The sequence below is a fragment of the Citrobacter sp. Cpo148 genome, assembly GCF_030332375.1.
In the GTDB taxonomy this organism is placed as follows: Bacteria; Pseudomonadota; Gammaproteobacteria; order Enterobacterales; family Enterobacteriaceae; genus Citrobacter; species Citrobacter portucalensis.
Map to the genome: position 1 here is coordinate 157,656 of NZ_JAOWHY010000049.1, position 21,179 is coordinate 178,834.

The 21,179-nt window shown below is 54.7% G+C and carries 18 protein-coding genes; 3 read left to right on the top strand and 15 right to left on the bottom strand.

The annotated features are described in order from the left end of the window. Window positions 1–16: 16 nt before the first annotated feature. Together pbpC and OGY10_RS20990 are read right to left on the bottom strand one after the other, a co-directional pair. Window positions 17–2,329 (bottom strand): peptidoglycan glycosyltransferase PbpC, encoded by a 2,313-nt coding sequence (gene pbpC / locus OGY10_RS20985; protein WP_279850718.1) that lies wholly within the window; start codon window positions 2,327–2,329, stop codon window positions 17–19. Continuing rightward, complete coding sequence (locus OGY10_RS20990; RefSeq protein ID WP_071446841.1) at window positions 2,330–7,264, bottom strand: alpha-2-macroglobulin family protein; 4,935 nt, start codon at window positions 7,262–7,264, stop codon at window positions 2,330–2,332. It lies immediately after the preceding gene. Between the two features lie 206 nt (window positions 7,265–7,470). Between OGY10_RS20990 and sseA the strand changes: the two genes are divergently transcribed. After that, window positions 7,471–8,316, top strand: a complete 846-nt coding sequence (gene sseA, locus OGY10_RS20995; protein ID WP_286577365.1) for a 3-mercaptopyruvate sulfurtransferase — start codon at window positions 7,471–7,473, stop codon at window positions 8,314–8,316. Window positions 8,317–8,359: 43 nt separating this feature from the next. Here sseA and sseB read toward each other — a convergent pair whose 3' ends face one another. From sseB to trmJ, 11 genes are all read right to left on the bottom strand, one after another. Beyond that, a complete protein-coding gene (sseB, locus tag OGY10_RS21000; protein WP_016157136.1) occupies window positions 8,360–9,136 on the bottom strand; it encodes an enhanced serine sensitivity protein SseB in 777 nt (258 codons plus the stop codon). Window positions 9,137–9,206: 70 nt separating this feature from the next. After that, window positions 9,207–10,490: an aminopeptidase PepB gene (gene pepB, locus OGY10_RS21005; RefSeq protein ID WP_008785461.1), complete on the bottom strand. Its 1,284-nt coding sequence runs from the start codon at window positions 10,488–10,490 to the stop codon at window positions 9,207–9,209. 61 nt (window positions 10,491–10,551) lie between these two features. After that, complete coding sequence (gene iscX / locus OGY10_RS21010) at window positions 10,552–10,752, bottom strand: Fe-S cluster assembly protein IscX (protein WP_003037694.1); 201 nt, start codon at window positions 10,750–10,752, stop codon at window positions 10,552–10,554. Between the two features lie 11 nt (window positions 10,753–10,763). Further along, window positions 10,764–11,099 (bottom strand): ISC system 2Fe-2S type ferredoxin, encoded by a 336-nt coding sequence (gene fdx / locus OGY10_RS21015; RefSeq protein ID WP_003037690.1) that lies wholly within the window; start codon window positions 11,097–11,099, stop codon window positions 10,764–10,766. Window position 11,100: 1 nt separating this feature from the next. Then, the gene (gene hscA / locus OGY10_RS21020; RefSeq protein ID WP_003838439.1) at window positions 11,101–12,951 is read right to left on the bottom strand and encodes a Fe-S protein assembly chaperone HscA; all 1,851 of its coding nucleotides are present in this window, start codon (window positions 12,949–12,951) and stop codon (window positions 11,101–11,103) included. Between the two features lie 15 nt (window positions 12,952–12,966). Next, window positions 12,967–13,482, bottom strand: a complete 516-nt coding sequence (hscB, locus tag OGY10_RS21025) for a co-chaperone HscB (protein WP_003835201.1) — start codon at window positions 13,480–13,482, stop codon at window positions 12,967–12,969. Window positions 13,483–13,590: 108 nt separating this feature from the next. Further along, window positions 13,591–13,914, bottom strand: a complete 324-nt coding sequence (gene iscA / locus OGY10_RS21030; RefSeq protein ID WP_003835203.1) for an iron-sulfur cluster assembly protein IscA — start codon at window positions 13,912–13,914, stop codon at window positions 13,591–13,593. A gap of 20 nt (window positions 13,915–13,934) precedes the next feature. Continuing rightward, window positions 13,935–14,321 carry a Fe-S cluster assembly scaffold IscU gene (gene iscU / locus OGY10_RS21035; RefSeq protein ID WP_002913991.1) on the bottom strand — a complete coding sequence of 129 codons (387 nt, stop codon included), beginning with the start codon at window positions 14,319–14,321 and terminating at the stop codon, window positions 13,935–13,937. Window positions 14,322–14,347: 26 nt separating this feature from the next. Further along, complete coding sequence (gene iscS, locus OGY10_RS21040) at window positions 14,348–15,562, bottom strand: cysteine desulfurase (protein ID WP_003835233.1); 1,215 nt, start codon at window positions 15,560–15,562, stop codon at window positions 14,348–14,350. 112 nt (window positions 15,563–15,674) lie between these two features. Beyond that, window positions 15,675–16,166 carry a Fe-S cluster assembly transcriptional regulator IscR gene (gene iscR, locus OGY10_RS21045; protein ID WP_003037674.1) on the bottom strand — a complete coding sequence of 164 codons (492 nt, stop codon included), beginning with the start codon at window positions 16,164–16,166 and terminating at the stop codon, window positions 15,675–15,677. A 239-nt stretch (window positions 16,167–16,405) separates the two neighbouring features. Then, window positions 16,406–17,137 (bottom strand): tRNA (cytosine(32)/uridine(32)-2'-O)-methyltransferase TrmJ, encoded by a 732-nt coding sequence (trmJ, locus tag OGY10_RS21050; protein WP_003835235.1) that lies wholly within the window; start codon window positions 17,135–17,137, stop codon window positions 16,406–16,408. Between the two features lie 118 nt (window positions 17,138–17,255). On the opposite strand from trmJ, the gene suhB reads away from it, so the two are divergent. Beyond that, window positions 17,256–18,059: an inositol-1-monophosphatase gene (gene suhB / locus OGY10_RS21055; protein ID WP_003835237.1), complete on the top strand. Its 804-nt coding sequence runs from the start codon at window positions 17,256–17,258 to the stop codon at window positions 18,057–18,059. A 103-nt stretch (window positions 18,060–18,162) separates the two neighbouring features. Here suhB and OGY10_RS21060 read toward each other — a convergent pair whose 3' ends face one another. Together OGY10_RS21060 and OGY10_RS21065 are read right to left on the bottom strand one after the other, a co-directional pair. Beyond that, window positions 18,163–19,143: a nickel/cobalt transporter gene (locus OGY10_RS21060; protein ID WP_286577367.1), complete on the bottom strand. Its 981-nt coding sequence runs from the start codon at window positions 19,141–19,143 to the stop codon at window positions 18,163–18,165. Then, entirely contained in the window at window positions 19,134–19,772 is a 639-nt protein-coding gene (locus OGY10_RS21065; RefSeq protein ID WP_286577368.1) for a DUF1007 family protein, read from the bottom strand. The genes OGY10_RS21060 and OGY10_RS21065 overlap by 10 nt, the downstream gene beginning before the upstream one ends. Window positions 19,773–20,192: 420 nt before the next feature. On the opposite strand from OGY10_RS21065, the gene OGY10_RS21070 reads away from it, so the two are divergent. Next, window positions 20,193–21,176: an autoinducer 2 ABC transporter substrate-binding protein gene (locus OGY10_RS21070; protein ID WP_003037665.1), complete on the top strand. Its 984-nt coding sequence runs from the start codon at window positions 20,193–20,195 to the stop codon at window positions 21,174–21,176. Window positions 21,177–21,179: the final 3 nt, after the last annotated feature.

The window sequence follows — 21,179 nt, forward strand, 5'->3', positions numbered from 1 at the left end:
ACAGTCACCAACTGGTCTACTGCATCGAAAATCTCACCGTCGCTACCTGACCAGCGTCATCCATCACCAGCAGTTGATAATCCCCTTTAGTCGCCAGCCGTAGCGTAAGACGACGTCCGCGTTCATCCAGCCTTTCACCGTTAAGAAACCACCAGCGTTCACCGCTCCCACCGCTGGTTTGCACCGGCAATGAGGCCTGAGCAGAACCGGGTAAACGCTTCACAATCGCGCCATCACGAATGCCTGTCAACTGCAACGGCTGTGAAGCGCCTTGTCCCAGCGGCGGACACGTGGCAGAAACTGGCGGTAATCTCGCCCCACGGCGTTCTGATTCCGGTAGCCATGGCTCCAGCGGCAACGGCCAGACGATTAATGTTTGCTCGTGCGCCTGCGGGCAATCCGCCGCCACACGTTTGCCTTCATCATCCAGCCAGACAGGAAAACGAATGCCATTAACCCCTTCCTGCTCGGGCAATAATAACGTTGGCGGCTGACTGCCATCCAGTAACCAGGTTGCCAGACGGCGACGGCAGTTGCTGTCTCCTGGGGCAAGGGATTGCCCGCCCGGCCAGCACACCACGCCGCGACTCACGGAATCAGGACGTGGATCTTCCGGCTGATTGGTCCCGCGAGAGAGCAAAAGATTGTTGACCTGATTGAGCAGCGGCACGGCGCTGGCAAATCCAAACTGGCCCACCACCGGCGTTCCGTCTGGTCTGCCAGTCCAGATACCGATCACATAACGAGCGTTAACGCCAATCGCCCACGCATCGCGATAGCCATAGCTGGTGCCCGTTTTCCACGCCAGCGGAACCACTCTGCTCAGTGCGTTATCCGGCAGCGGTTGCGCTTCGTCGGCCATAATACGGCGAATAATCCACGCCGCACCCGCCGACATCAACGGACGTTCAAGCAGTGGGTCACCCGGCTGCAGACGTAGTTTTCCCGCTTTTCCCTGGCGGGCAAAGGCGCTGTACGCTGCGGCCATATCTTCCAGCCTTGCCCCCGCACCACCTAAAATCAGCGACAGATTTGGCGCAGCCCCTGCGGGCAGATACAGCGGTAAGCCGACGTTACGTAACGATGCGGCAAAGCGCTTCGGACCATAGGCTTCGAGCACCTGCACGGCGGGTAAATTCAACGACCTTACCAGCGCTTCACTCATGCTCACCGGGCCATGAAAACCGCTGTCAAAATTCCCCGGTCGATAATCTCCGGTTCGCCGCGGGACATCCTGCAACAACGAAGCGGGATGAATGAGTCCGTCATCCAGCGCCAGACCGTAAACAAACGGCTTCAGCACCGAGCCTGGCGAACGGATCGCATTCACCATATCCACATGACCAAAGCGGGAGTCGTCATTCATATCTACCGACCCCACCCAACCACGCACGCTCATATCGGTGTGATCGACCACAATCATTGCCAGCGAACTGCGTGCAGGTAAGCGCCCCTTCCAGTTCTGCGCCAGCTCTTCCAGTTGACGCTGCAATCCGGCATCAAGGGTAGTCACGATTTTATCGCTCCGGCTTTTTCCCAGCATCATGCGTGAGAATAACGGCGCTAACTGCGGCATTTGCCGGGGCGCCAGCCAGACCGGTTCTTCACGTGACTCCTGTACCTGTCTGGCAGGCCAAATACCCTGGCTCGCCATACGCTCGAGCACTTTATTACGCGCTGCTTGGGCACGGTCCGGCCAGCGATCTGGACGCAGGCGACTTGGTGCCTGTGGTAAAACAGCCAGCAGCGCGGCATCGGAGTAACTCAATTGCGCGGGTGATTTGCCAAGATAGGCCCAACTTGCCGCCCCCACGCCCTGCAGCGTACCGCCAAACGGCGCACGGTTGAGATACAGTGTCAGGATGTCGCGTTTGGAGAGATGCCATTCCAGCTGCAATGCGCGCCAGAGCTGGCGAAACTTGCCGCCGAAGGTTCGCGGATGGGGATCGAGTAATCGTGCGACCTGCATGGTGAGCGTACTGCCGCCCGAAACCACACGCCCAGAGGAGAGGTCCTGCCATGCTGCGCGCAGTACTGAAAACGGATTGACGCCGGGATGCTTCCAGAACCAGCGGTCTTCATAGTTAATTAACGCCTCAAGGTAGCGGGGCGACACCTCATCAATCGTTACCGGATACCGCCAGATACCTTCGGCATCGGCAAAGCGCCAGAGTGGCGTACCATCATGTGCCACCACGACCCGTGCCGGATCGACTTCGCGCAAAGGCAGCGGCCAGATTTTATCTGCCGCCCAAACTGCCGCCACAATCAATAGCGCAACGGCTGCCAGCCAGAGCCAGCAGCCGCGTTTACCCAACCGGCGCATCATTTACGGTCTGACAATCAAAAGTCCCTCTGTCGCACCGGTCGCGCGCCACTGCGGAACATACATTGATTCCACCTGTGGGACGGGAACCTGGTAGGTCCCCGGCGTTACCGCTCGCGCCAGATACACCAGCGTAACCGGTTGTCCTTCATTGACCGCCACCGCAGCGACAAAACGATCGTCACGGAACTCAACGTGCTGGATATCTGCCTGCTGCATCTGATTAAGCAAATTCGCCACTTCGCTACCGCTATCCTGCAGGCTGGCGCTGCCGTTGGCCAGATTCTGGTTTTCCAGTTCCAGTCCTGCTGGCAGTAAGTCAACCACCAGTGCATCCGGCACGTTCTGGCTGGCTTTCACCTCCAGCCAGACCAGCACCAGCTCGCCGCTGCGCAGAGAATCCAGTGATTTACTGTTTCCGTCGAGCCCCAGGATTTGACGCTCAATATGCAGAACGTTGCTGGCAGGTGTCGGTGAGGTTTGCGGATAACCGCTCACATCCAGACGCAGCCACAGCGGTTGATTACCGGTATTGGTGACGCTCAGCGTAGACAGCGCATCGGCATCCAGATTACGCGTCTGTGATTTCTCCCCGGCTAACGGTTGCTCCGAGAGTGACGTTTGCGCCTGCCATGTGCCTGGCAAGTCCTGTAACGTACGGGCGGCAAGGAACAACGCATTATTTTCCTGAGTCGAGAGCCAGCGCTGCCCAAAGGCCTGTTCTGACAACGTGTTCAGCAGCGTATTCTGCACGTCAGGTTTGAGCTTGTTCTCTTCGAGCAAGGCCATCATCAACGCGTTATCCCGTAACGCACTGCCGTAATCCGCCATCCACTGTTGCGTATCGCGGCGCGGCGTATTCAGCGCCAGCGTCAACGCCTGTTCACTGCGGTTAGCATCGCCCATATTTTTCAGCGCGATCCCCAGTTGTAACAGCGGTAAACCAGAGGCCGCTTGCGCACGACGCTCCCAGATCTCACGCAATGCGCCGAGCGGGGCTTTTTGCTGACGCGCCAGAACCAACGCAGCGTAGGCTTGTACGGCAAACCGGCTTGCTGAAGAGTCGTCGGTATAGCGAATCGACAACATTCCGGGATCCTGCAAATAGCGCAGCAGCCGCTCGTTGCCACGGTTAATGACCTCTACCGGGACGCTGTAGCCCTGTTCATTTGCCCGAACGAGGAAATCCATGACATACGCGGTCAGCCAGTACTCTTCCGACCCGTTTTTATCCCACAACGCGAAACCGCCGTTATCACGCTGCATCTGCACTAAACGAGAAATCCCAATATCGACTGCCGCGCGGCGTTTTTCATCGCTGTCGCCCACAATACCTAACGCCTTCAATTGCGCAGCGTTGGTGTATAAGGATGGGAACAACCCGCTCGCAGTTTGCTCCAGGCAACCGTAAGGGTAAGCCTTCAGTTCGCGGATATAACGCGCCAGATTTAGCGGCGGCTTACCGCTGAACAGCAGTTGTCCCTGCATCGTTGCAGGGGAGAAGTTGGTCAGTTCTTCGCCCGGAAGCTGCCAGGTTGCGCCCGGCTGAAGTGCGACACCGTTATTAACGGTTTGCGCCGGGAACGCCGGACGCACGCCAATCTTCCACTGTTTATGCTGAACTGGCAGCGTTTCACCCGGTAAAGTCAGACCGCTAATTTCTGCCTGAATTTCGCCATCGCCAAACCCCTCCCGCGCACGCACCGGAATAAACAACGTAGTCCGTACGCCTGGTGCCAGATTCAATGGAGCAGGATCTTGCCCCATCAGCTCCAGTAAACCGCTGGCCGCGAGCTTAATATTCAGTGTTTGCGGTTTGTCAGTCAGGTTAGTCACGTCCAGCGTCAGTCGCGAGGTATCGCCTCCAGCCAGAAAACGCGGCATATTCAGTTCAGCAATTACCGGCGCGGCAACAATCACCTTGCTTTCACTGCTGCCAAAGTCATCCGCCGTCCAGGCCTGTGCCATTACCCGTAGCTCGCCGTTGAAATCACCAATCGGTAGCGTCACCGTACCTTCGCCCTGCTCGTTGAGCGTGACCGGCAGCGCCTGTTGCGCCACGATATTGACGTGATTGACCGGTGGCTTACCGCCGCGTTTTAATTCATCGCCATCACCACCAAAACGCAGCGCCGCCAGCCGCCCTTGCCCTTCGATCACCTGGCCGTAAATATCATAAATATCCGCGCCATAGCGTTTTTGTCCGAAAAATGCCTGCCACGGATCTGGCGTGGCGTAATCGGTAATGTTCAACACCCCGCTATCAACGGCAGAGACCAGCACGTTGACCTGTTTTGGTATGTCGCCATTTTTGACGCTGGCTTTAATCTTGACGGTCAACGACTGGTTTGGACGTATTTTCGCCGGGTTTTCCAGCGCCAGCGCCAGACGACGGTTTTCATCACCTAACGGCAAATGCAGTAAACCAACCGCCCGTTTTGGCGTGGCCGAACGGGACTTGTCGCCAGGACGAACCACTAGCGCACTGAGATACAAATCGTGGCGATTCCAGGTTTTATCAATCGGGATGGAGATATCGAGACCATCCGCCGGTACGTCTATTTCTTGCCACCACAGCGGGCCTTCGCTGGACTCCACCATCGCATAACCTTTGCCAGCAGCAGGAGCGGCAACGTGCAGCTTCATGGTATCGCCAGGACGATAGCTGGGTTTGTCCAGTTTCAGAGTCACGCGATCGGGACGCACAGCCCCACTGCCGTCGCTGTTATCCTGCCAGCTATAACCTGCCCAGAAGCGTACGCTGCTCACCGCATCATTCGGGGCTTTCACTTCCAGACGATAGGCACCCCACTCAACCGGGAAGCTGACTTTACCGGTTTCATCGGCCTTAAGATCCAGAGTCTGCTCACCTTCAACCAGATCCTTTTGATCGAACTGTGATTGCCAGCCCTCGCCTTCAGACCAGTTCCAGTAATAATCCCGGCGCTCGCGGATCAAACGCACCTGCAAACCGGACACCGCTTTTTTCTCGCCCTGCGCATCGGCATAAACAATGTCGAAAGCGGCGTTGCTGTTTTCATCAACGATAGGCTGATTCACAGTGGTATCAGTGCGGTAGTCATAGACGGCTTTTGCCGCAAACTGCGGACGAATACCCGGCAGCGTGTCCGCAGGCCAGATGGCTTGTTCAGCCCGACGCGTCACCGGGCGGCCACCTGACTCCAGCAGGCTGGCTTGCAGGATCACCTGTAACGGGGAATGCGTCTCCTGCCATTGGCTGTTGGTGGTCACTTCGCCGCGACCGTGTTCATCCAGCGTAAGCTGAACTTCATCGAGGCTGCGGGACAGGTTTTCTTCGGCAATATTACCAAATTGGAACCCCGGCAATGCCTGCACCGCTTCGCGCAGCGGGCGCAGGAAAAGCTGCCCTTGCAGAGCATTGCCGTTAGCGGGCGCGCCGTACAGGTAGTAGCCCACTACCGAGAACTTCACTTCATCAGCCGGAGCCACCGGAATCTTATTAGCGGAGAGATTGAGCGCCATCCGCTCAGGCATAAAATCTTCGACGTGGAAATCCCACATACGTGACTGGTTGTCGCCCGTATTAGCACGAATATGCCACATACCGGTTGGCGCGTTGGTGTCCAGCGGCCAGCTAAAACGGTACAGACCGTTCTCCGGCTGGCTAACCACCGAACGTAACACTTGCCCGTCGGGCTTCACGACCTCCAGCTTCACCGGCTGGTCGGGCAACGTTTTGCCGTCGCTGTCACGCAGTAATCCGTTGAGGATCACCATTTCGCCAGGACGATAGAGGTCACGGGGACCAAACATAAAGAACTGTTTGCTGTATCCCGGTGCACCGGCAATATCAAATTCAGCCAGATCCAACGCCGGGAGTTTCAGATCCAGCAGCGTGGTTTGCCCGTCTTTGCGGGCCAGCAATAAAGCCGCATCTTTATCAGTCTCCAGTTTGACATGACCCTGCGCGTCGCTGGTAGCCTGCGCCAACGTCTGTCCTTTTTCGTTGAGTAAGGTGACCTCTATACCCTGCTGCGCAGCGCCGTTTTCCAGACTCTGCGTAAAGACATCCAGTTGATTATGGTAACGGTGCGCAGACACACCAATATCGCTGAGCGTGAACAGCGTAGCGGCATTACTGTAGTTGTATTGTCCAGCCTGATTCATCACCGCGATGTAAACTCCTGCTTGCTGCAACGGCTTGATATCGCTCAGCGGCAGCAGCAGCTTCTCACGGGTGTTACGCGCAGGATTGAGGTCAAAGCGTCCGGTATACGCCAGTTCCGCCATTTTCAATAGATTGTCAGATTCCCAGTTCGTCAACGAATTGCGGTATTCCCACTGGCTGACAAATGCGCCGAGCGATTCAGGCTTCACACGAAAGAAGTTCACATCCACGCTGTTAACGTTGAGGGCCATTACCGGCAGGCCTTCAATTACTTTTCCCGGCAACAGCGAGCCGCGACTGGCAAACCCAACGCTTGGCTGTACATCGCGGGTGGTAATGTTTTTTTCATAATCAATAGCGAACGTCGCTTTATTCAGCGCCAGCAAATCACGCTCAATGGTCACCACCAGTTCCCGGTTAGGTTCCAGATGGCGTAAGCGCAGCTCTTTCAGATTTGGCACCAGCTCCCAGGCACCATCCACTTTGCCGCTTTTTTTATCAACAACATGCACGACGCGGGAAAAATCTTGTTCTGGATCGAGGGGAATGGAGAAGGTCAAAACGAGCGTTGCCGCACCGTCGAGCTGGACCTCTGAGGCATCCAGCAGCGTCAGCGACTTGCCCTGGCTTTGCTGCATCAGCTTTTGTAATTGAGCTTTATCTTTTGCTGGCGCAGTCTGTGCCGCAGGCGCATCAGGTTTCGCAGCCGTCGGTGATTTTTCGTTATTATTATCGCACCCGACCAGTGCCAGCATCAGCATGCAGGCCGCTACGCGTAAATGTTTCATTTTTCATCCCTGGCCGTAGTGGCCCGTTAGCTACGTAGAACAACTATTATGCGTCAGATTTCCGGCTGTGGAAGTCAGTAACTGAACAACGTTGTCTTAATTTAAGTGATTAATGTGGATTCACCTGACAAATCAGCCTGTTTTACTTGTCGCTTTACGGTAAACATCCGACAATTTGCCAAAACCTGGTAAAAATGGAGATGCCTATGACCACCGCCTTCTTTGTCGCTGCCGACTGGCTTGCCGAACACATTGACGACCCGGAAATACAAATTCTTGATGCCCGGATGGCACCTCCAGGACAGGAAGATCGCGATGTTGGCGAGGAGTATCGTGCGGGCCATATTCCTGGCGCAGTATTTTTTGATATTGAAGCGCTTTCCGATCATACCTCACCGCTACCGCATATGATGCCACGCCCCGAAGCCTTTGCCGTTGCGATGCGCGAGCTGGGCGTTAATCAGGATAAGCATCTGGTTATCTACGATGACGGTAATCTGTTTTCCGCGCCACGCGCATGGTGGATGCTGCGGACATTTGGCGTCGAAAATGTCTCCATTCTGGCAGGCGGTCTGGCAGGCTGGAAGCGCGATGAGTTAATGCTCCAGGAAGGCGATGAGGATTTACATGAAGGTGAATTTAACGTGGCCTTTACGCCTGACGCAGTTGTGCGCGTTACCGATGTACTGCTGGCCAGTCATGAAAAAACGGCGCAGATCGTCGATGCCCGTCCGGCTGCGCGTTTTAATGGCGAAGTTGACGAGCCGCGTCCTGGTCTGAAACGTGGTCATGTGCCGGGTGCGCTTAACGTACCGTGGACAGAACTGGTTCGTGACGGCGAACTGAAAACCACCGATGAGCTGGATGCTATTTTCTTCAGCCACGGCGTGAGCTTTGACCGCCCTATTATCGCCAGCTGCGGCTCCGGCGTAACGGCTGCCGTCGTCGTGCTGGCACTTGCCACGCTGGGCGTTTCTGACGTCGCATTGTATGACGGCGCATGGAGCGAATGGGGAGCGCGCAACGATTTACCGGTAGAACCGCAATTATAAAGCTGGAAAAGCCGGATAGCACTTCGCTTATCCGGCCTACAATTTAGATAATCCGGTTCTGTTTAAAGTCGCGCAGGAAACCGCCCCAGCGGCGTTCGTAGAACGGTGCGATATGCTCAGTGATAAAGTGGCTCACGCCCTTCTCACCCTTCTTCACCTGGCAGATATCAATAGGTTCATCGCCCGGCAGCGTATCGGTCGCGACGCTGCCAGCAGCGTGGATGATCTCTTCAATATCCCCTTCCGCTTCAATACCAATCAGCAGATTCGGCTGGGCTTCCGCGCTTTCTTTGATTGAGCAGAGAAACGCGCGTTTTACCGGCTTAATGGTTTTAAACAGCGTAGTCAGCGAGTCAATCATCTGCGCCGGAGGTTCAGCGACTTCAGAGAGGATCAGCGATTCACCGCCTTCCAGTACTTCCTGGGTGCTGAGCGGATTCCCCTCTTCCCCCATCAGCAGGCTGATTTCACGCGGCATAAATTCTTTGCCGGTCGGCAGTTTCGCGTTGAGAAAGAGCGTTTCGCCGAGCGTCATTTCAAACAACGTACGCACCGGCATAACGACAAATGCCTGCTCATCTTCCACCGCCTGCTGCAGGGCTTCCAGAGAAGTGAAGAACGGGATCACAGTCGTTCCGTCTTCTTTTTCCCAGTGCTGCAGGTCGAGAGCGCTGTCTTCAACCACCGCCTCGCCTTCTGCGGCAGTACCCGGCACCCAGACTGTGGATTCCAGTAAAGTACGGAAAAATGCCGGACGATGCGCAGGCTCTGTTGCCGCTTGTTCCAGCAATGTTTCTAATTCGTTTTTTGTTTCGGACATAAGTATCACAAATTGGATGAATACATGTAGGCCGGATAAGCGTAGCGCCATCCGGCAATACAGTAATAAATTATGCGGTCAGCAGATTCGCAATCGTGCGCACACCCAGACCGGTTGCGCCCGCAGACCACTGCTCAACCGGCGCTTTGCGATAGGTTGCAGAGCAGTCGATATGCAGCCAGCCCTGCTGGTAGTTTTCCACGAAATGGGACAGGAAGCCCGCCGCGGTGCTTGCGCCAGCCGGGTAAGCCGCGCTACCGGTGTTATTCAGTTCGGCAAAGTTCGACGGCAACTGGCTACGGTGAAACTCTGCCAGCGGCAGACGCCAGAACGGTTCGTTTTCTTGCGCCGCACTTGCCAGCAGGCGAGCAGCCAGCTGATCATCAAAGCTAAACAGCGCGTGGTAATCGTTGCCCAGCGCGGTTTTCGCCGCGCCGGTCAGCGTGGCAGCATCAATGATCAGTTCCGGTTTCTGCGCGCTGGCATCGATCAGGCCATCGGCCAGCACCAGACGTCCTTCGGCATCGGTATTCATCACTTCAACTTTTTTACCGTTGCGATAGTGAATGATGTCGCCGAGCTTAAAGGCGTTGCCGCTAATCAGGTTATCCGCGCAGCACAGATACAACTTCACGCGCTTGTTCAGACCGCGGGTGATGGCAAATGCCAACGCGCCGGTGACCGTTGCCGCACCGCCCATGTCGGACTTCATTGAGTCCATAAATGCGCTTTGCTTGATGCTGTAACCACCGGAATCAAAAGTAATTCCCTTACCAACCAGGCAGGCATAAACCGGGGCTTCTTTGTCGCCTGTTGGGTTGTAGTCCAGCGCCAGCAGCACTGGAGGACGTTCAGATCCGCGACCCACGGTATGCAGGCCCATGTAGTTCTGCTCGCGCAGATCTTCACCTTTGGTGATGCGGTAAGAGACGTTATCGCACGCGACGGAGCACAGCAGATCAACAGCGCGCTGCGCCAGCTGTTCCGGGCCCAGCTCTTCTGCCGGGGCGTTAATGGTATCGCGCACCCAGTCAATAATCTTCAGACGGCTATCCAGCTCTTTGCGCTGCGCTTCGTCCAGAGCGGCCCACTCAACTTTGCGGGTGCCTTTTGGTCCCTTGTAGCCCTGCCAGAACGCCCAGCTGCGTTCGGTATCCCAGCCTTCACCGTCCAGTTGAACGTGTTTAATACCCAGGCCGTCGATTTTACGCGCGGCACGCTGGATAAGGCCGAGGTCATCTTTTCCGTTCAGGTGCAGGGTAATGCCGTCATTATTAATGCTGTATGTCGCCTTTTCACCCCAGCGGGCATCGGCGGGTTGCGTGGAAAGCGTAATTTTCATGGCTTCTGTCATTTTATTTATCCTTATTTTCGCGCATACAGGAAAACGGGCCACCCGTGGGCAGCCCGTTGACTTATTCGGCTTCGTCCAGCCAGACCAGCAAAATGGCCTCAAGGATTTTTTCGTTCGATGCCTGAGGATCATCATCGAACTCTTCCAGGTCACAGATCCACTGGTGCAGATCGGTGAAACGAACGGTCTTGGGATCGAGATCGGGGAAAGCGTCATACAGCGCCTCGCCGATTTCGCGGCTATCGGTCCACTTCAGTCCCATACTACCCTCTGTTAATGCTCACGCGCATGATTGATTGTGTAACGTGGGATTTCGACCACTAAATCGTCCTCGGTTACCCGCGCCTGACAGCTTAAACGGCTCTCCGGCTCCAGTCCCCAGGCTTTATCCAGCATGTCGTCTTCTTCTTCTGTGCTTTCCGGCAAAGAATCAAAACCTTCACGCACGATGCAGTGGCAGGTAGTGCAGGCACAGGATTTTTCACAGGCGTGTTCAATCTCGATCCCGTTACGCAGGGCAACGTCGAGAATGGTTTCGCCGGTCTCAGCTTCCAGAACTGCGCCATCGGGACAGAGATCCTGATGAGGCAAAATAACAATCTTTGGCATATTAAACCTCGTCCACGGAATGGCCTTTCAGCGCGCTACGGACGGATTTGTCCATGCGGCGAGCGGCGAATTCCTGGGTTTGTTTGTCTACGTTTTTAATGGCTTGTTCTATCGCGTCAACATCGTCACCCTGTGCAACCTCGCTCAAGTGCGCGGCGGCGGTGTCGATAGCCTGACGTTCTGCGGCGCTTAACAGCGCGGCATCAGCGTTCAGCGCACCGGATAAACTCTCCAGTACGCGTGCCGCTTCGACTTTCTGTTCTGCCAGCATACGGGCTTTAACGTCCTGCTCGGCAAAACTCATCGAATCCTGAATCATGGAGGCGATTTCACTGTCGGTCAGACCGTAGGACGGTTTAACCTGGATTGAGGACTCAACGCCTGTGGATTTCTCCATGGCGGTGACGCTCAGCAGCCCATCGGCATCCACCTGGAAGGTCACGCGGATATGTGCGCCGCCTGCCGGCAATGCCGGGATGCCGCGCAGCGCAAAACGCGCCAGTGAACGGCAGTCCTGCACCAGCTCACGCTCGCCCTGCATCACGTGAATGGACATCGCGGTTTGGCCATCTTTAAAGGTGGTAAAGTCCTGCGCGCGCGCCACTGGGATAGTGGTGTTACGCGGGATCACTTTCTCCACCAGACCGCCCATGGTTTCCAGTCCCAGAGACAGCGGGATAACGTCCAGCAGCAGCATTTCGCTGTCCGGTTTATTTCCGACCAGAATATCCGCCTGGATTGCCGCACCGATAGCGACCACTTTGTCCGGGTCAATAGAGGTCAACGGCGTACGGCCAAAAAATTCACCGACGCGTTCACGTACCAGAGGCACGCGCGTTGAACCGCCAACCATCACCACTTCCAGCACATCTTGCGGCTCCACGCCCGCATCTTTCAGCGCGCGACGGCAGGCCAGCAGCGTACGCTTGACCAGTGCGGAAATGAGTTCATTAAAGGTTTCACGGGTGATTTCACCCTGCCATCCTGCCACGTTAACCGTTACAGAATCAGCGTCGCTAAGCGCGATTTTCGCTGCAATCGCGGCATCCAGCAGTTCGCGCTGTACGCGGTTATCGCTGCGATCGGCCACGCCCGCCTGCTCGCGAATGTAATCGGCCAGCAGATGGTCAAAATCGTCGCCGCCGAGCGCGGAATCACCGCCGGTCGCCAGCACTTCAAACACGCCACGGCTCAGGCGCAGAATAGAAATATCAAAAGTACCGCCGCCAAGATCGTAGACTGCGATCACGCCTTCCTGACCGGAGTCCAGACCATACGCGATCGCCGCTGCGGTCGGTTCGTTCAGCAGACGCAATACGTGCAGGCCCGCCAGACGCGCGGCGTCTTTGGTCCCCTGACGCTGTGCATCGTCAAAGTAAGCCGGAACGGTGATTACCACGCCGTCCAGTTCGCCGGACAGCGATTCGGTAGCCCGCGCGGCCAGCGCTTTCAGAATATCAGCGGAGACGCGCACCGGATTAAGCAATCCGGCAGCGGTTTCAATCATCGGCAGACCGTTTTCGCTCGCCTGGAACGTGTATGGCAGATGCGGGTAACGCGCCTGGATATCCGCCAGAGAGCGGCCCATCATGCGTTTTACCGAGCTAACGGTGTTTGCCGTATCCAACGCTGCATTGGCGCGGGCATCGTAACCGACAGAGTAGCCCTGCTGCTGATAGTGAACCACTGACGGCAACAGGTGGCGACCTTCATGGTCTGCCAGCGTTTCGGCCTGGCCGCTGCGTACGGTAGCAACCAGGGAGTTGGTGGTGCCTAAATCGATACCTACCGCCAGACGACGCTGGTGCGGCGCGGCGCTCAGACCAGGCTCACTAATTTGTAATAAGGCCATTTTCGCTTCCGGAAATTAAAAATCGAGCAGTTTTTCTTCGAGTTGTTCTGCACTGCTTCGCAGTTTATCGAGAAAACGCAGCTTACGCACGGTATCTGCCGCTGCGTCCCACGTCTCGCTATCCAGCTGTTCCACCATCAGTTGATGGCGAACGTTATACATTTCGCTGACGCGTTTCATAAACGCATCTAAACGTTGACTGTCTTTTGCCTGTTCAATCTCGTCCAGCTCTTCACGCAGCTCAAGTTGCTCCATCAGGAACGCGGTATCGCGCACCGTGTGCTGCTCGCTGCGGATATCAAAACCGTGTAAAGACAATAAGTATTCGGCGCGCATCAAAGGATGACGCAGCGTTTGCCAGGCCTGGTTGATAGTGGCGGACTGCGAAACCGCAGCAAGTTGTTCCGCCTGGGAGCCGCTGGCGAATTTATCAGGATGATACTGACGTTGTAGATCCTGAAAACGTAGGCTCAGCGCCTGAGTATCGAGCTGATAACGGGCCGGTAAGCCAAAGAGGGTGAAGTAGTCCATAACATTCTCAGGGCATCGATTCTCTGTTGTTCGATGAGGCAAAACCAGAGAGTCAGGTAAAACAAACCCCACGCGCAGGCGACCACGGTGGGGTTATCAGTAAGCGCGTTACACGTGGAAGCTTTCGCCGCATCCACATTCGTCTTTCACGTTCGGGTTAGTGAACTTAAACCCTTCGTTCAGACCTTCTTTGACGAAGTCTAACTGCGTACCGTCGAGGAATTGCAGGCTCTTACCGTCGATCACGACTTTTACGCCTTTGTCTTCAAACACGGTATCTTCAGCCGCCGGCTCGTCAACAAATTCCAGTACATAGGCCATACCTGAGCAGCCGGAGGTTCTCACGCCCAGACGCAGACCAAACCCTTTACCGCGGTTTGCCAGGAAGGTATTTACACGCGCTGCTGCACTGTCGCTTAAGGTAATCGACATAATAAAACCTCAACTCTTAATTATTTTGCTTCACGTTTGCTTTTGTAATCCGCAATCGCGGCTTTAATCGCGTCTTCAGCCAGAATAGAGCAGTGAATTTTCACCGGTGGCAGTTCAAGCTCGTCGGCGATATCGGTGTTTTTAATCGCCTGTGCTTCGTCCAGAGATTTCCCTTTTACCCATTCGGTAACCAGAGAGCTGGAAGCAATAGCGGAACCGCAGCCGTAAGTCTTGAAACGCGCGTCTTCAATGATACCCTCATTGTTGACTTTGATCTGCAACTTCATCACGTCGCCACAGGCCGGTGCACCCACCATGCCGCTGCCCACGTTCTCATCGCTGTTATCAAAAGAGCCCACGTTACGTGGATTCTCGTAATGATCGATAACTTTTTCGCTGTAAGCCATGTTGAATTCTCCTTATCGGTGCCGAATTAGTGATGTGACCATTCAATGCTGTTCAGATCCACGCCCTGTTTGAACATTTCCCACAGTGGAGAAAGGTCGCGCAGACGGCCAATGGAGTTGCGAACCAGATTGATGGCATAGTCAATCTCTTCTTCGGTAGTGAAACGACCTAAAGAGAAACGAATTGAGCTGTGTGCCAGCTCGTCGGTCATCCCCAGCGCGCGCAGCACGTAGGATGGCTCCAGGCTTGCAGAAGTACATGCAGAACCGGAGGATACAGCCAGGTCTTTCAGCGCCATAATCAGCGACTCGCCTTCAACAAAGTTGAAGCTGACGTTGAGAATGTTCGGTGCGCCCTGCTCGAGGTCACCGTTGAGGTACACCTCTTCCATATCTTTCACGCCGTTCCACAGACGGTTACGCAGACTGCGCAGGCGCGCCATCTCGGTTTCCATCTCTTCTTTAGCGATACGGTATGCTTCACCCATGCCGACGATCTGGTGCACAGGCAGCGTACCGGAACGCATACCGCGCTCGTGACCGCCGCCGTGCATCTGCGCTTCAATACGAATACGCGGTTTACGACGAACGTACAGCGCGCCGATACCTTTCGGACCATAGATTTTGTGGCCGGAGAAGGACATCAGGTCAACTTTCAGTTGGCTCAGATCGATAGGCAGTTTGCCCACGCTCTGGGTCGCATCAACGTGATAGATGATGCCGCGAGCACGGCACATTTCGCCGATAGTCGCGATATCCTGCACCACGCCGATTTCGTTGTTCACGTGCATGATGGACACGAGGATGGTGTCGTCACGCATTGCCGCTTCAAGTTCTTTCAGGTCGATAATGCCGTTACGCTGCGGGGCGAGGTAGGTAACTTCAAACCCTTCACGCTCCAGCTGACGACAGGTATCCAGCACGGCTTTGTGTTCGGTTTTGCTGGTGATGATGTGCTTGCCTTTTTTCTGATAAAAGTTGGCTGCACCTTTAATCGCCAGGTTATCGGATTCAGTCGCACCGGAAGTAAATACGATTTCACGCGGGTCAGCGCCCACGAGGTCGGCAATCTGGTTACGGGCGATATCTACCGCCTCTTCAGCCTGCCAGCCGAAACGGTGTGAACGAGACGCTGGGTTACCAAAGTTTCCGTCCAGGGTCAGACACTGCATCATTTTCTCGGCAACACGCGGGTCCACCGGCGTGGTTGCGGAGTAATCGAGATAGATCGGTAATTTCATTGCTCTATAAACTCCGTACATCGCTTCAATGCAAGGAATCAGGCAACCGGCTGGATGTACGACCGAGTTAACGGGGTGTGTAGCACCCCGGCCTGATTCTAAAATACTTTTATTATGCGCGTAACTTAACGTCGATCGCGTCTTGAGCACGATTAGTGCGTGGAGCGTCATGGGTATGCTGGCGACCAGACACATCCAGGACTTCCTGATTATTTACCAGTTCGCCCAACGTAATGTTGTTGAGGAAACCGGTCAGACGATCGCTCAGATCGCGCCACAGCGCGTGGGTCAGGCATTTATCGCCGCCCTGACAACCGCCTTTGCCCTGGCAACGGGTCGCATCTACAGACTCGTCAACAGCGCTAATCACTTCACCTACTGCGATGCTGCCGGCATCTTTACCCAGCAGATACCCGCCGCCTGGTCCACGTACGCTGGAAACCAGACCGTTTTTACGCAAACGGGAAAACAGCTGCTCCAGATATGACAGGGAAATTCCCTGACGTTCAGAAATATCAGCCAACGGTACCGGGCCCGTTTCGGAGTTGAGCGCAACGTCCAACATTGCGGTCACGGCATAACGCCCTTTTGATGTCAGTCTCATGTCTTACTTAGCCTCAAACTCGCCCCTGCCCGGGGTTTTTTATTGTAAAATGGGGGTATTGCATAGCAGGGGCAAGTCTGACATTCCCGACTAAATCAGTCAACTATTTACTTGACTAATTTAGTCAGGTATTTAACCTTCAGTGCCATTTTCACTTGCCGGATGCGCTTCGTTTATCCGGCCTGCAAATCGTGCGGCCTGTAGGCCGGATAAGCGAAGCGCATCCGGCATTCGTACAGTTACTTGCTTTTATTCTGCTGCTCGATTGAAGCTAAAATCCCGCGCAGGATGTTCAACTCCTGGCTCTCTGGACGCGCACGGGTAAACAGACGGCGCAGCTTATTCATCACCTGCCCCGGGTGCCCTTCGCGGATAAACCCGGTCGATAGCAGCGTTTGCTCCAGATGACCGTAAAAACGCTCTAAATCATCGACCAGCGGATACTCTGCTTCTTCGTAATCTACGGTCTTGTCGCTTTCCTGCGTCGCCAGCCAGGCCATGCGCACTTCATAAGAGATGACCTGCACTGCCATCGCCAGGTTGAGCGAACTGTATTCCGGGTTCGCGGCAATGGCGACGTGATAATGGCACTTCTGCAGCTCTTCGTTGGTCAGACCAACACGTTCACGACCAAAGACCAGCGCCACCGGCGAGTTCGTCGCTTCAGAGACACTTTTTAAACCGCATTCACGCGGATCCAGCATCGGCCACGGCAGCGTGCGGGAACGCGCACTGGTGCCTACCACCAGGCTACAGCCCGCCAGCGCTTCATCGAGCGTATCGACGATCTGCGCGCTGCCGATCACATCACTGGCACCCGCTGCCAGGGCGATGGCCTGGGAGTCCGGTTTAACCAGTGGATTTACCAGCCACAGATTGGTTAAACCCATGGTTTTCATTGCGCGGGCTACAGAGCCCATGTTGCCAGTGTGAGAGGTTTCCACCAGCACGATTCGAATATTTTGCAGCATTGTATTTCTTCGGCTAAAGATTATTCGGGCATATTATCATAAAACGAAGACATATTCCGAACTCGCTGCTATACTCTGCGCCGTTTTCCCGTTCTTTAACATCCAGTGAGAGAGACCGATGCATCCGATGCTGACCATCGCCGTGCGCGCAGCGCGCAAGGCGGGTAATGTAATTGCCAAACACTACGAAACCCCAGACTCTGTAGAAACCAGCCAGAAAGGCAGCAATGATTTCGTGACTAACGTCGATAAAGCCGCCGAAGCGATTATTATCGAAACGATTCGCAAATCTTACCCACAGCACACCATCATCACCGAAGAAAGCGGTGAACATGTTGGTGAAGATTTGGATGTTCAATGGGTTATCGATCCACTGGATGGCACCACCAACTTCGTAAAACGTCTACCGCACTTCGCGGTATCCATCGCAGTACGCATCAAAGGCCGCACTGAAGTCGCCGTTGTTTACGATCCAATGCGTAACGAACTGTTCACCGCAACCCGTGGCCAGGGCGCACAGCTGAACGGCTACCGTCTGCGTGGCAGCACCGCCCGCGATCTGGATGGCACCATCATCGCCACCGGTTTCCCGTTCAAAGCCAAACAGCACGCCGCTTCTTACATGAAAATTCTGGGCAACATGTTTACCGAATGTGCGGACTTCCGCCGCACCGGTTCTGCTGCGCTGGATCTGGCCTACGTTGCCGCAGCCCGCGTTGACGGGTATTTCGAAATTGGCCTGCGCCCGTGGGATTTCGCCGCAGGTGAACTGATTGCCCGTGAAGCTGGCGCACTGGTTTGCGACTTTACCGGTGGTCATAACTACATGGCGACCGGCAACATCGTTGCAGGTAACCCGCGCGTAGTGAAAGCCATGCTGGCTAACATGCGTGATGAACTGAGCGATGCGCTGAAGCGTTAATCGTTTGATGCCGGATGGCGGCTAGCGCCTTATCCGGCCTACCAGGGAATTCCCCGTAGGCCTGATAAGCGAAGCGCCATCAGGCATTCATCCTACAACAGTGCTAAAACGGTCTTATCCCTCGCCCCACCGGCACCGCACTCATCCACATCACTACCGCAGCAGCGATCAGCACCGCACCACCGGCTAATGCCAGCGTCGTCCAGCCAATCTGTCGCCACAATACCGGCGCTTTATGCCCGCTAAGTTTCACCGCCAGCGAGCGGAAACTGTGTACCAGCAGAGCCAGTGACGTAATCGTCAAAGAGGTTCCTGCCGCCATCGCCAGCGCCGACGCCATACCCCAGCTAAACACGCCAACCACTTTGCTGAACAGTAAAACCATGATGGCCCCCGAGCACGGGCGCATCCCCATAGACAGCACGATCATCAACCGGGCACGCCAGTCATCACCATTTTGCAGCTGTTCAGGATCGGGCAAATGCTGATGCCCGCAGCCGCAACCCTCGTGATGCACATGATGCGGCGTGAAGGCAGTGAATTTTGGGCGGCGCAGCAGCTGGCGCAATTTCTTCAGCGCACGGACGCACAATAAAACACCCAACACGCCAACCAGAGCATAACTCCCTTTCTCCAGCCAGAAACTACTCATATGTAGCTGTCGTGTGGGCAACTGCAAGATGGTAAGCACCACAACCACCAGTCCGATGGCGACCAGCCCCTGTAATAAAGATGAGGCCAGCGTCAGGCCAATACTCGACTTCAGCTTCGAGGGGTGCGTTGCCAGCCAGGTGGTAATGACGACTTTTCCATGTCCCGGCCCCAGCGCGTGCAGAACGCCGTAGATAAAACTAAACAGCAGCAGCGATCCCCCGGCCTGGGCCGGCCTGGCGGCAACTGCTTTCAGCAACCCGCTCATCTGTTGGTTAACGTCGCGCTGCCAGACGACACTTTTCATCATCACCTGCGGCCAGGCCTGCCATAGCCACAGTATGCCGCCTGCCGCCAACAGCAAAAAGACAGCCAGCGGCCATAGCGTCAGCCAGCGACGTCTGGCTGCGCGTTGTTGATAAACTACTGACATTGCAGCGTTACCGTCTGTGCAAACTGTTTACCCAACTCCATATCCTCCGGCGGTGCGTCTTCTTTATCCAGCGACTGCGCAAAGCTCAGCGTTTGTTCATTGGGCGTCGGCGTATGTACTGAAATCCGACATTTCTGGCTTATGGCCTGCCCCAGCCTGGCGTCGCTGTCTTTGTCATAGCTCATATCAACGTAGTAGGTCGGGTCGAAGGTTGAAATGGTATATTTTTGACCACTCAGCGGCTGAGCTTCGGCCAGCGGCAAAACGAACGTCAGCACTGCCTGGTGTTCCACCCGCGCCATGCCATATTCCGTCGGCCTGTTTTTAAACTTTACCTTTTTCCCGTCGTGCCACACTTCGGTGAAATAGTGCTGCCCGAGAACGTTGGCCATCACTTCCGCCGCCAGTTTCTTCCAGATCTCATCACCAGGTTTGGCATTTCCCGCATCGTAAAGCAGATCCGCCGAGGTAATTTCATCCATCGTCCAGCGCATTTTCAGCGCGACGAACTGGTCATTCTCGCTCACTATCTCAGTTTTCAGATGGATAAAGCTGTGGGGATGCGCGCCTGCGCCAAAGGACAGGACAGCGAGAAACAACGTGATAATGATACGTTTAACGCCTTGCATGAGTTCTCCACGATGAAAATCTACACCGCCACAAATAATGATGCCGGGTTTGGCGAAAGTGTGCTGAGGATACCATTGAACGAAAAAATATTGAGCACCCTTTTCCGGTATCGATTCAGTTCTCAATTTCGATAATTTCTTCTTCGGGAAATTCCCCCCAAACACCTTTTAGGCGTCAAAACTTAAGTCAAATGATAACAAAATGTTAATTAATAGTTTCATTTTAATATTTAATTAACACTTAATTTGAAAACCTGAATGTAAAACTATGCAAATTTAACTAATTATTAACCATTTTATTTCTATAAATTCACAATAATGGGCGCATATCACATTTACCAAACTTATGATTCATTCCCTCTTCCATTCATTGTTAACTTCACGCCGTGACATGTCCTGCCCCCTACGAAAGGTACAACTATGAAATTCAAACTCGCATTACTCAGTGCAACCCTGGTTTCTGCATGCATGTTGTCCGGCACGTCCTTTGCGGCGGAAAAATATGAAATTGCTGTGGTTGCCAAAGTCACCGGGATCCCATGGTTTAACCGGATGGAAACCGGCGTAAATGAAGCAGCAAAAAAACTGGATGTGAATGCTTACCAGACCGGACCTTCAACGCCGGATCCGGCGCAGCAGGTGAAAGTGATTGAGGATCTGATCGCCAAAAACGTTAATGCGATCATCGTGGTGCCGAATGATGCCAAGGTCCTTGAGCCGGTACTGAAAAAAGCGCGCGATAAAGGCATCGTGGTGCTGACGCACGAATCCCCGGATGAGCAAATTGGCCAGTGGGATATCGAAACCATCGATAGTGAAAAATACGCACAGGCTAACGTCGATGAGTTAGCGAAAAATATGGGCGGCAAAGGCGGATATGCCATCTATGTTGGTTCGCTGACGGTCCCACTGCATAACGCGTGGGCGGATTATGCAATTAAGTACCAGAAAGAAAAATATCCGGAAATGTTCGAAGTCACTTCACGTCTGCCGGTCGCGGAAAGTATCGATAAATCCTACGCCACAACGCTGGATCTGATGAAAACCTACCCGCAGATGAAGGGCATTATCGGCTTCGGCTCGCTGGGTCCAATCGGTGCGGGTCAGGCTGTGCAGAAAAAACGCGCCAAAGATAAGATCGCCGTCGTCGGGATCGCTATGCCAGCGCAGGCAGCACCTTACCTGATGCGCGGTGATATCAAAAAAGCGCTGCTGTGGGATCCAAAAGACGCGGGCTACGCGCTGGTCACCGTTGCCGATCAGCTGTTGCAGGGCAAAGAAGTGAACGCCGATCTGAGTATCGATGGTTTAGGGAAAGCCGATATCGACACGGAGAAGAAAGTGATCCGCTTTAACAAGATCCTCGAAGTCACCAAAGACAACGCACAATCACTTGGTTTCTAAGGC

Excerpts from the sequence above, each read along its gene's own strand:
- suhB (WP_003835237.1), top strand. The coding sequence starts at position 17,256 with ATGCATCCGATGCTGACCATCGCCGTGCGCGCAGCGCGCAAGGCGGGT.
- fdx (WP_003037690.1), bottom strand. The coding sequence starts at position 11,099 with ATGCCAAAGATTGTTATTTTGCCTCATCAGGATCTCTGTCCCGATGGC.
- iscA (WP_003835203.1), bottom strand. The coding sequence starts at position 13,914 with ATGTCGATTACCTTAAGCGACAGTGCAGCAGCGCGTGTAAATACCTTC.
- sseA (WP_286577365.1), top strand. The coding sequence starts at position 7,471 with ATGACCACCGCCTTCTTTGTCGCTGCCGACTGGCTTGCCGAACACATT.
- hscB (WP_003835201.1), bottom strand. The coding sequence starts at position 13,482 with ATGGACTACTTCACCCTCTTTGGCTTACCGGCCCGTTATCAGCTCGAT.
- pepB (WP_008785461.1), bottom strand. The coding sequence starts at position 10,490 with ATGACAGAAGCCATGAAAATTACGCTTTCCACGCAACCCGCCGATGCC.
- OGY10_RS21060 (WP_286577367.1), bottom strand. The coding sequence starts at position 19,143 with ATGTCAGTAGTTTATCAACAACGCGCAGCCAGACGTCGCTGGCTGACG.
- iscR (WP_003037674.1), bottom strand. The coding sequence starts at position 16,166 with ATGAGACTGACATCAAAAGGGCGTTATGCCGTGACCGCAATGTTGGAC.
- iscS (WP_003835233.1), bottom strand. The coding sequence starts at position 15,562 with ATGAAATTACCGATCTATCTCGATTACTCCGCAACCACGCCGGTGGAC.
- OGY10_RS21070 (WP_003037665.1), top strand. The coding sequence starts at position 20,193 with ATGAAATTCAAACTCGCATTACTCAGTGCAACCCTGGTTTCTGCATGC.
- pbpC (WP_279850718.1), bottom strand. The coding sequence starts at position 2,329 with ATGATGCGCCGGTTGGGTAAACGCGGCTGCTGGCTCTGGCTGGCAGCC.
- iscU (WP_002913991.1), bottom strand. The coding sequence starts at position 14,321 with ATGGCTTACAGCGAAAAAGTTATCGATCATTACGAGAATCCACGTAAC.
- iscX (WP_003037694.1), bottom strand. The coding sequence starts at position 10,752 with ATGGGACTGAAGTGGACCGATAGCCGCGAAATCGGCGAGGCGCTGTAT.
- trmJ (WP_003835235.1), bottom strand. The coding sequence starts at position 17,137 with ATGCTGCAAAATATTCGAATCGTGCTGGTGGAAACCTCTCACACTGGC.
- hscA (WP_003838439.1), bottom strand. The coding sequence starts at position 12,951 with ATGGCCTTATTACAAATTAGTGAGCCTGGTCTGAGCGCCGCGCCGCAC.
- sseB (WP_016157136.1), bottom strand. The coding sequence starts at position 9,136 with ATGTCCGAAACAAAAAACGAATTAGAAACATTGCTGGAACAAGCGGCA.
- OGY10_RS21065 (WP_286577368.1), bottom strand. The coding sequence starts at position 19,772 with ATGCAAGGCGTTAAACGTATCATTATCACGTTGTTTCTCGCTGTCCTG.
- OGY10_RS20990 (WP_071446841.1), bottom strand. The coding sequence starts at position 7,264 with ATGAAACATTTACGCGTAGCGGCCTGCATGCTGATGCTGGCACTGGTC.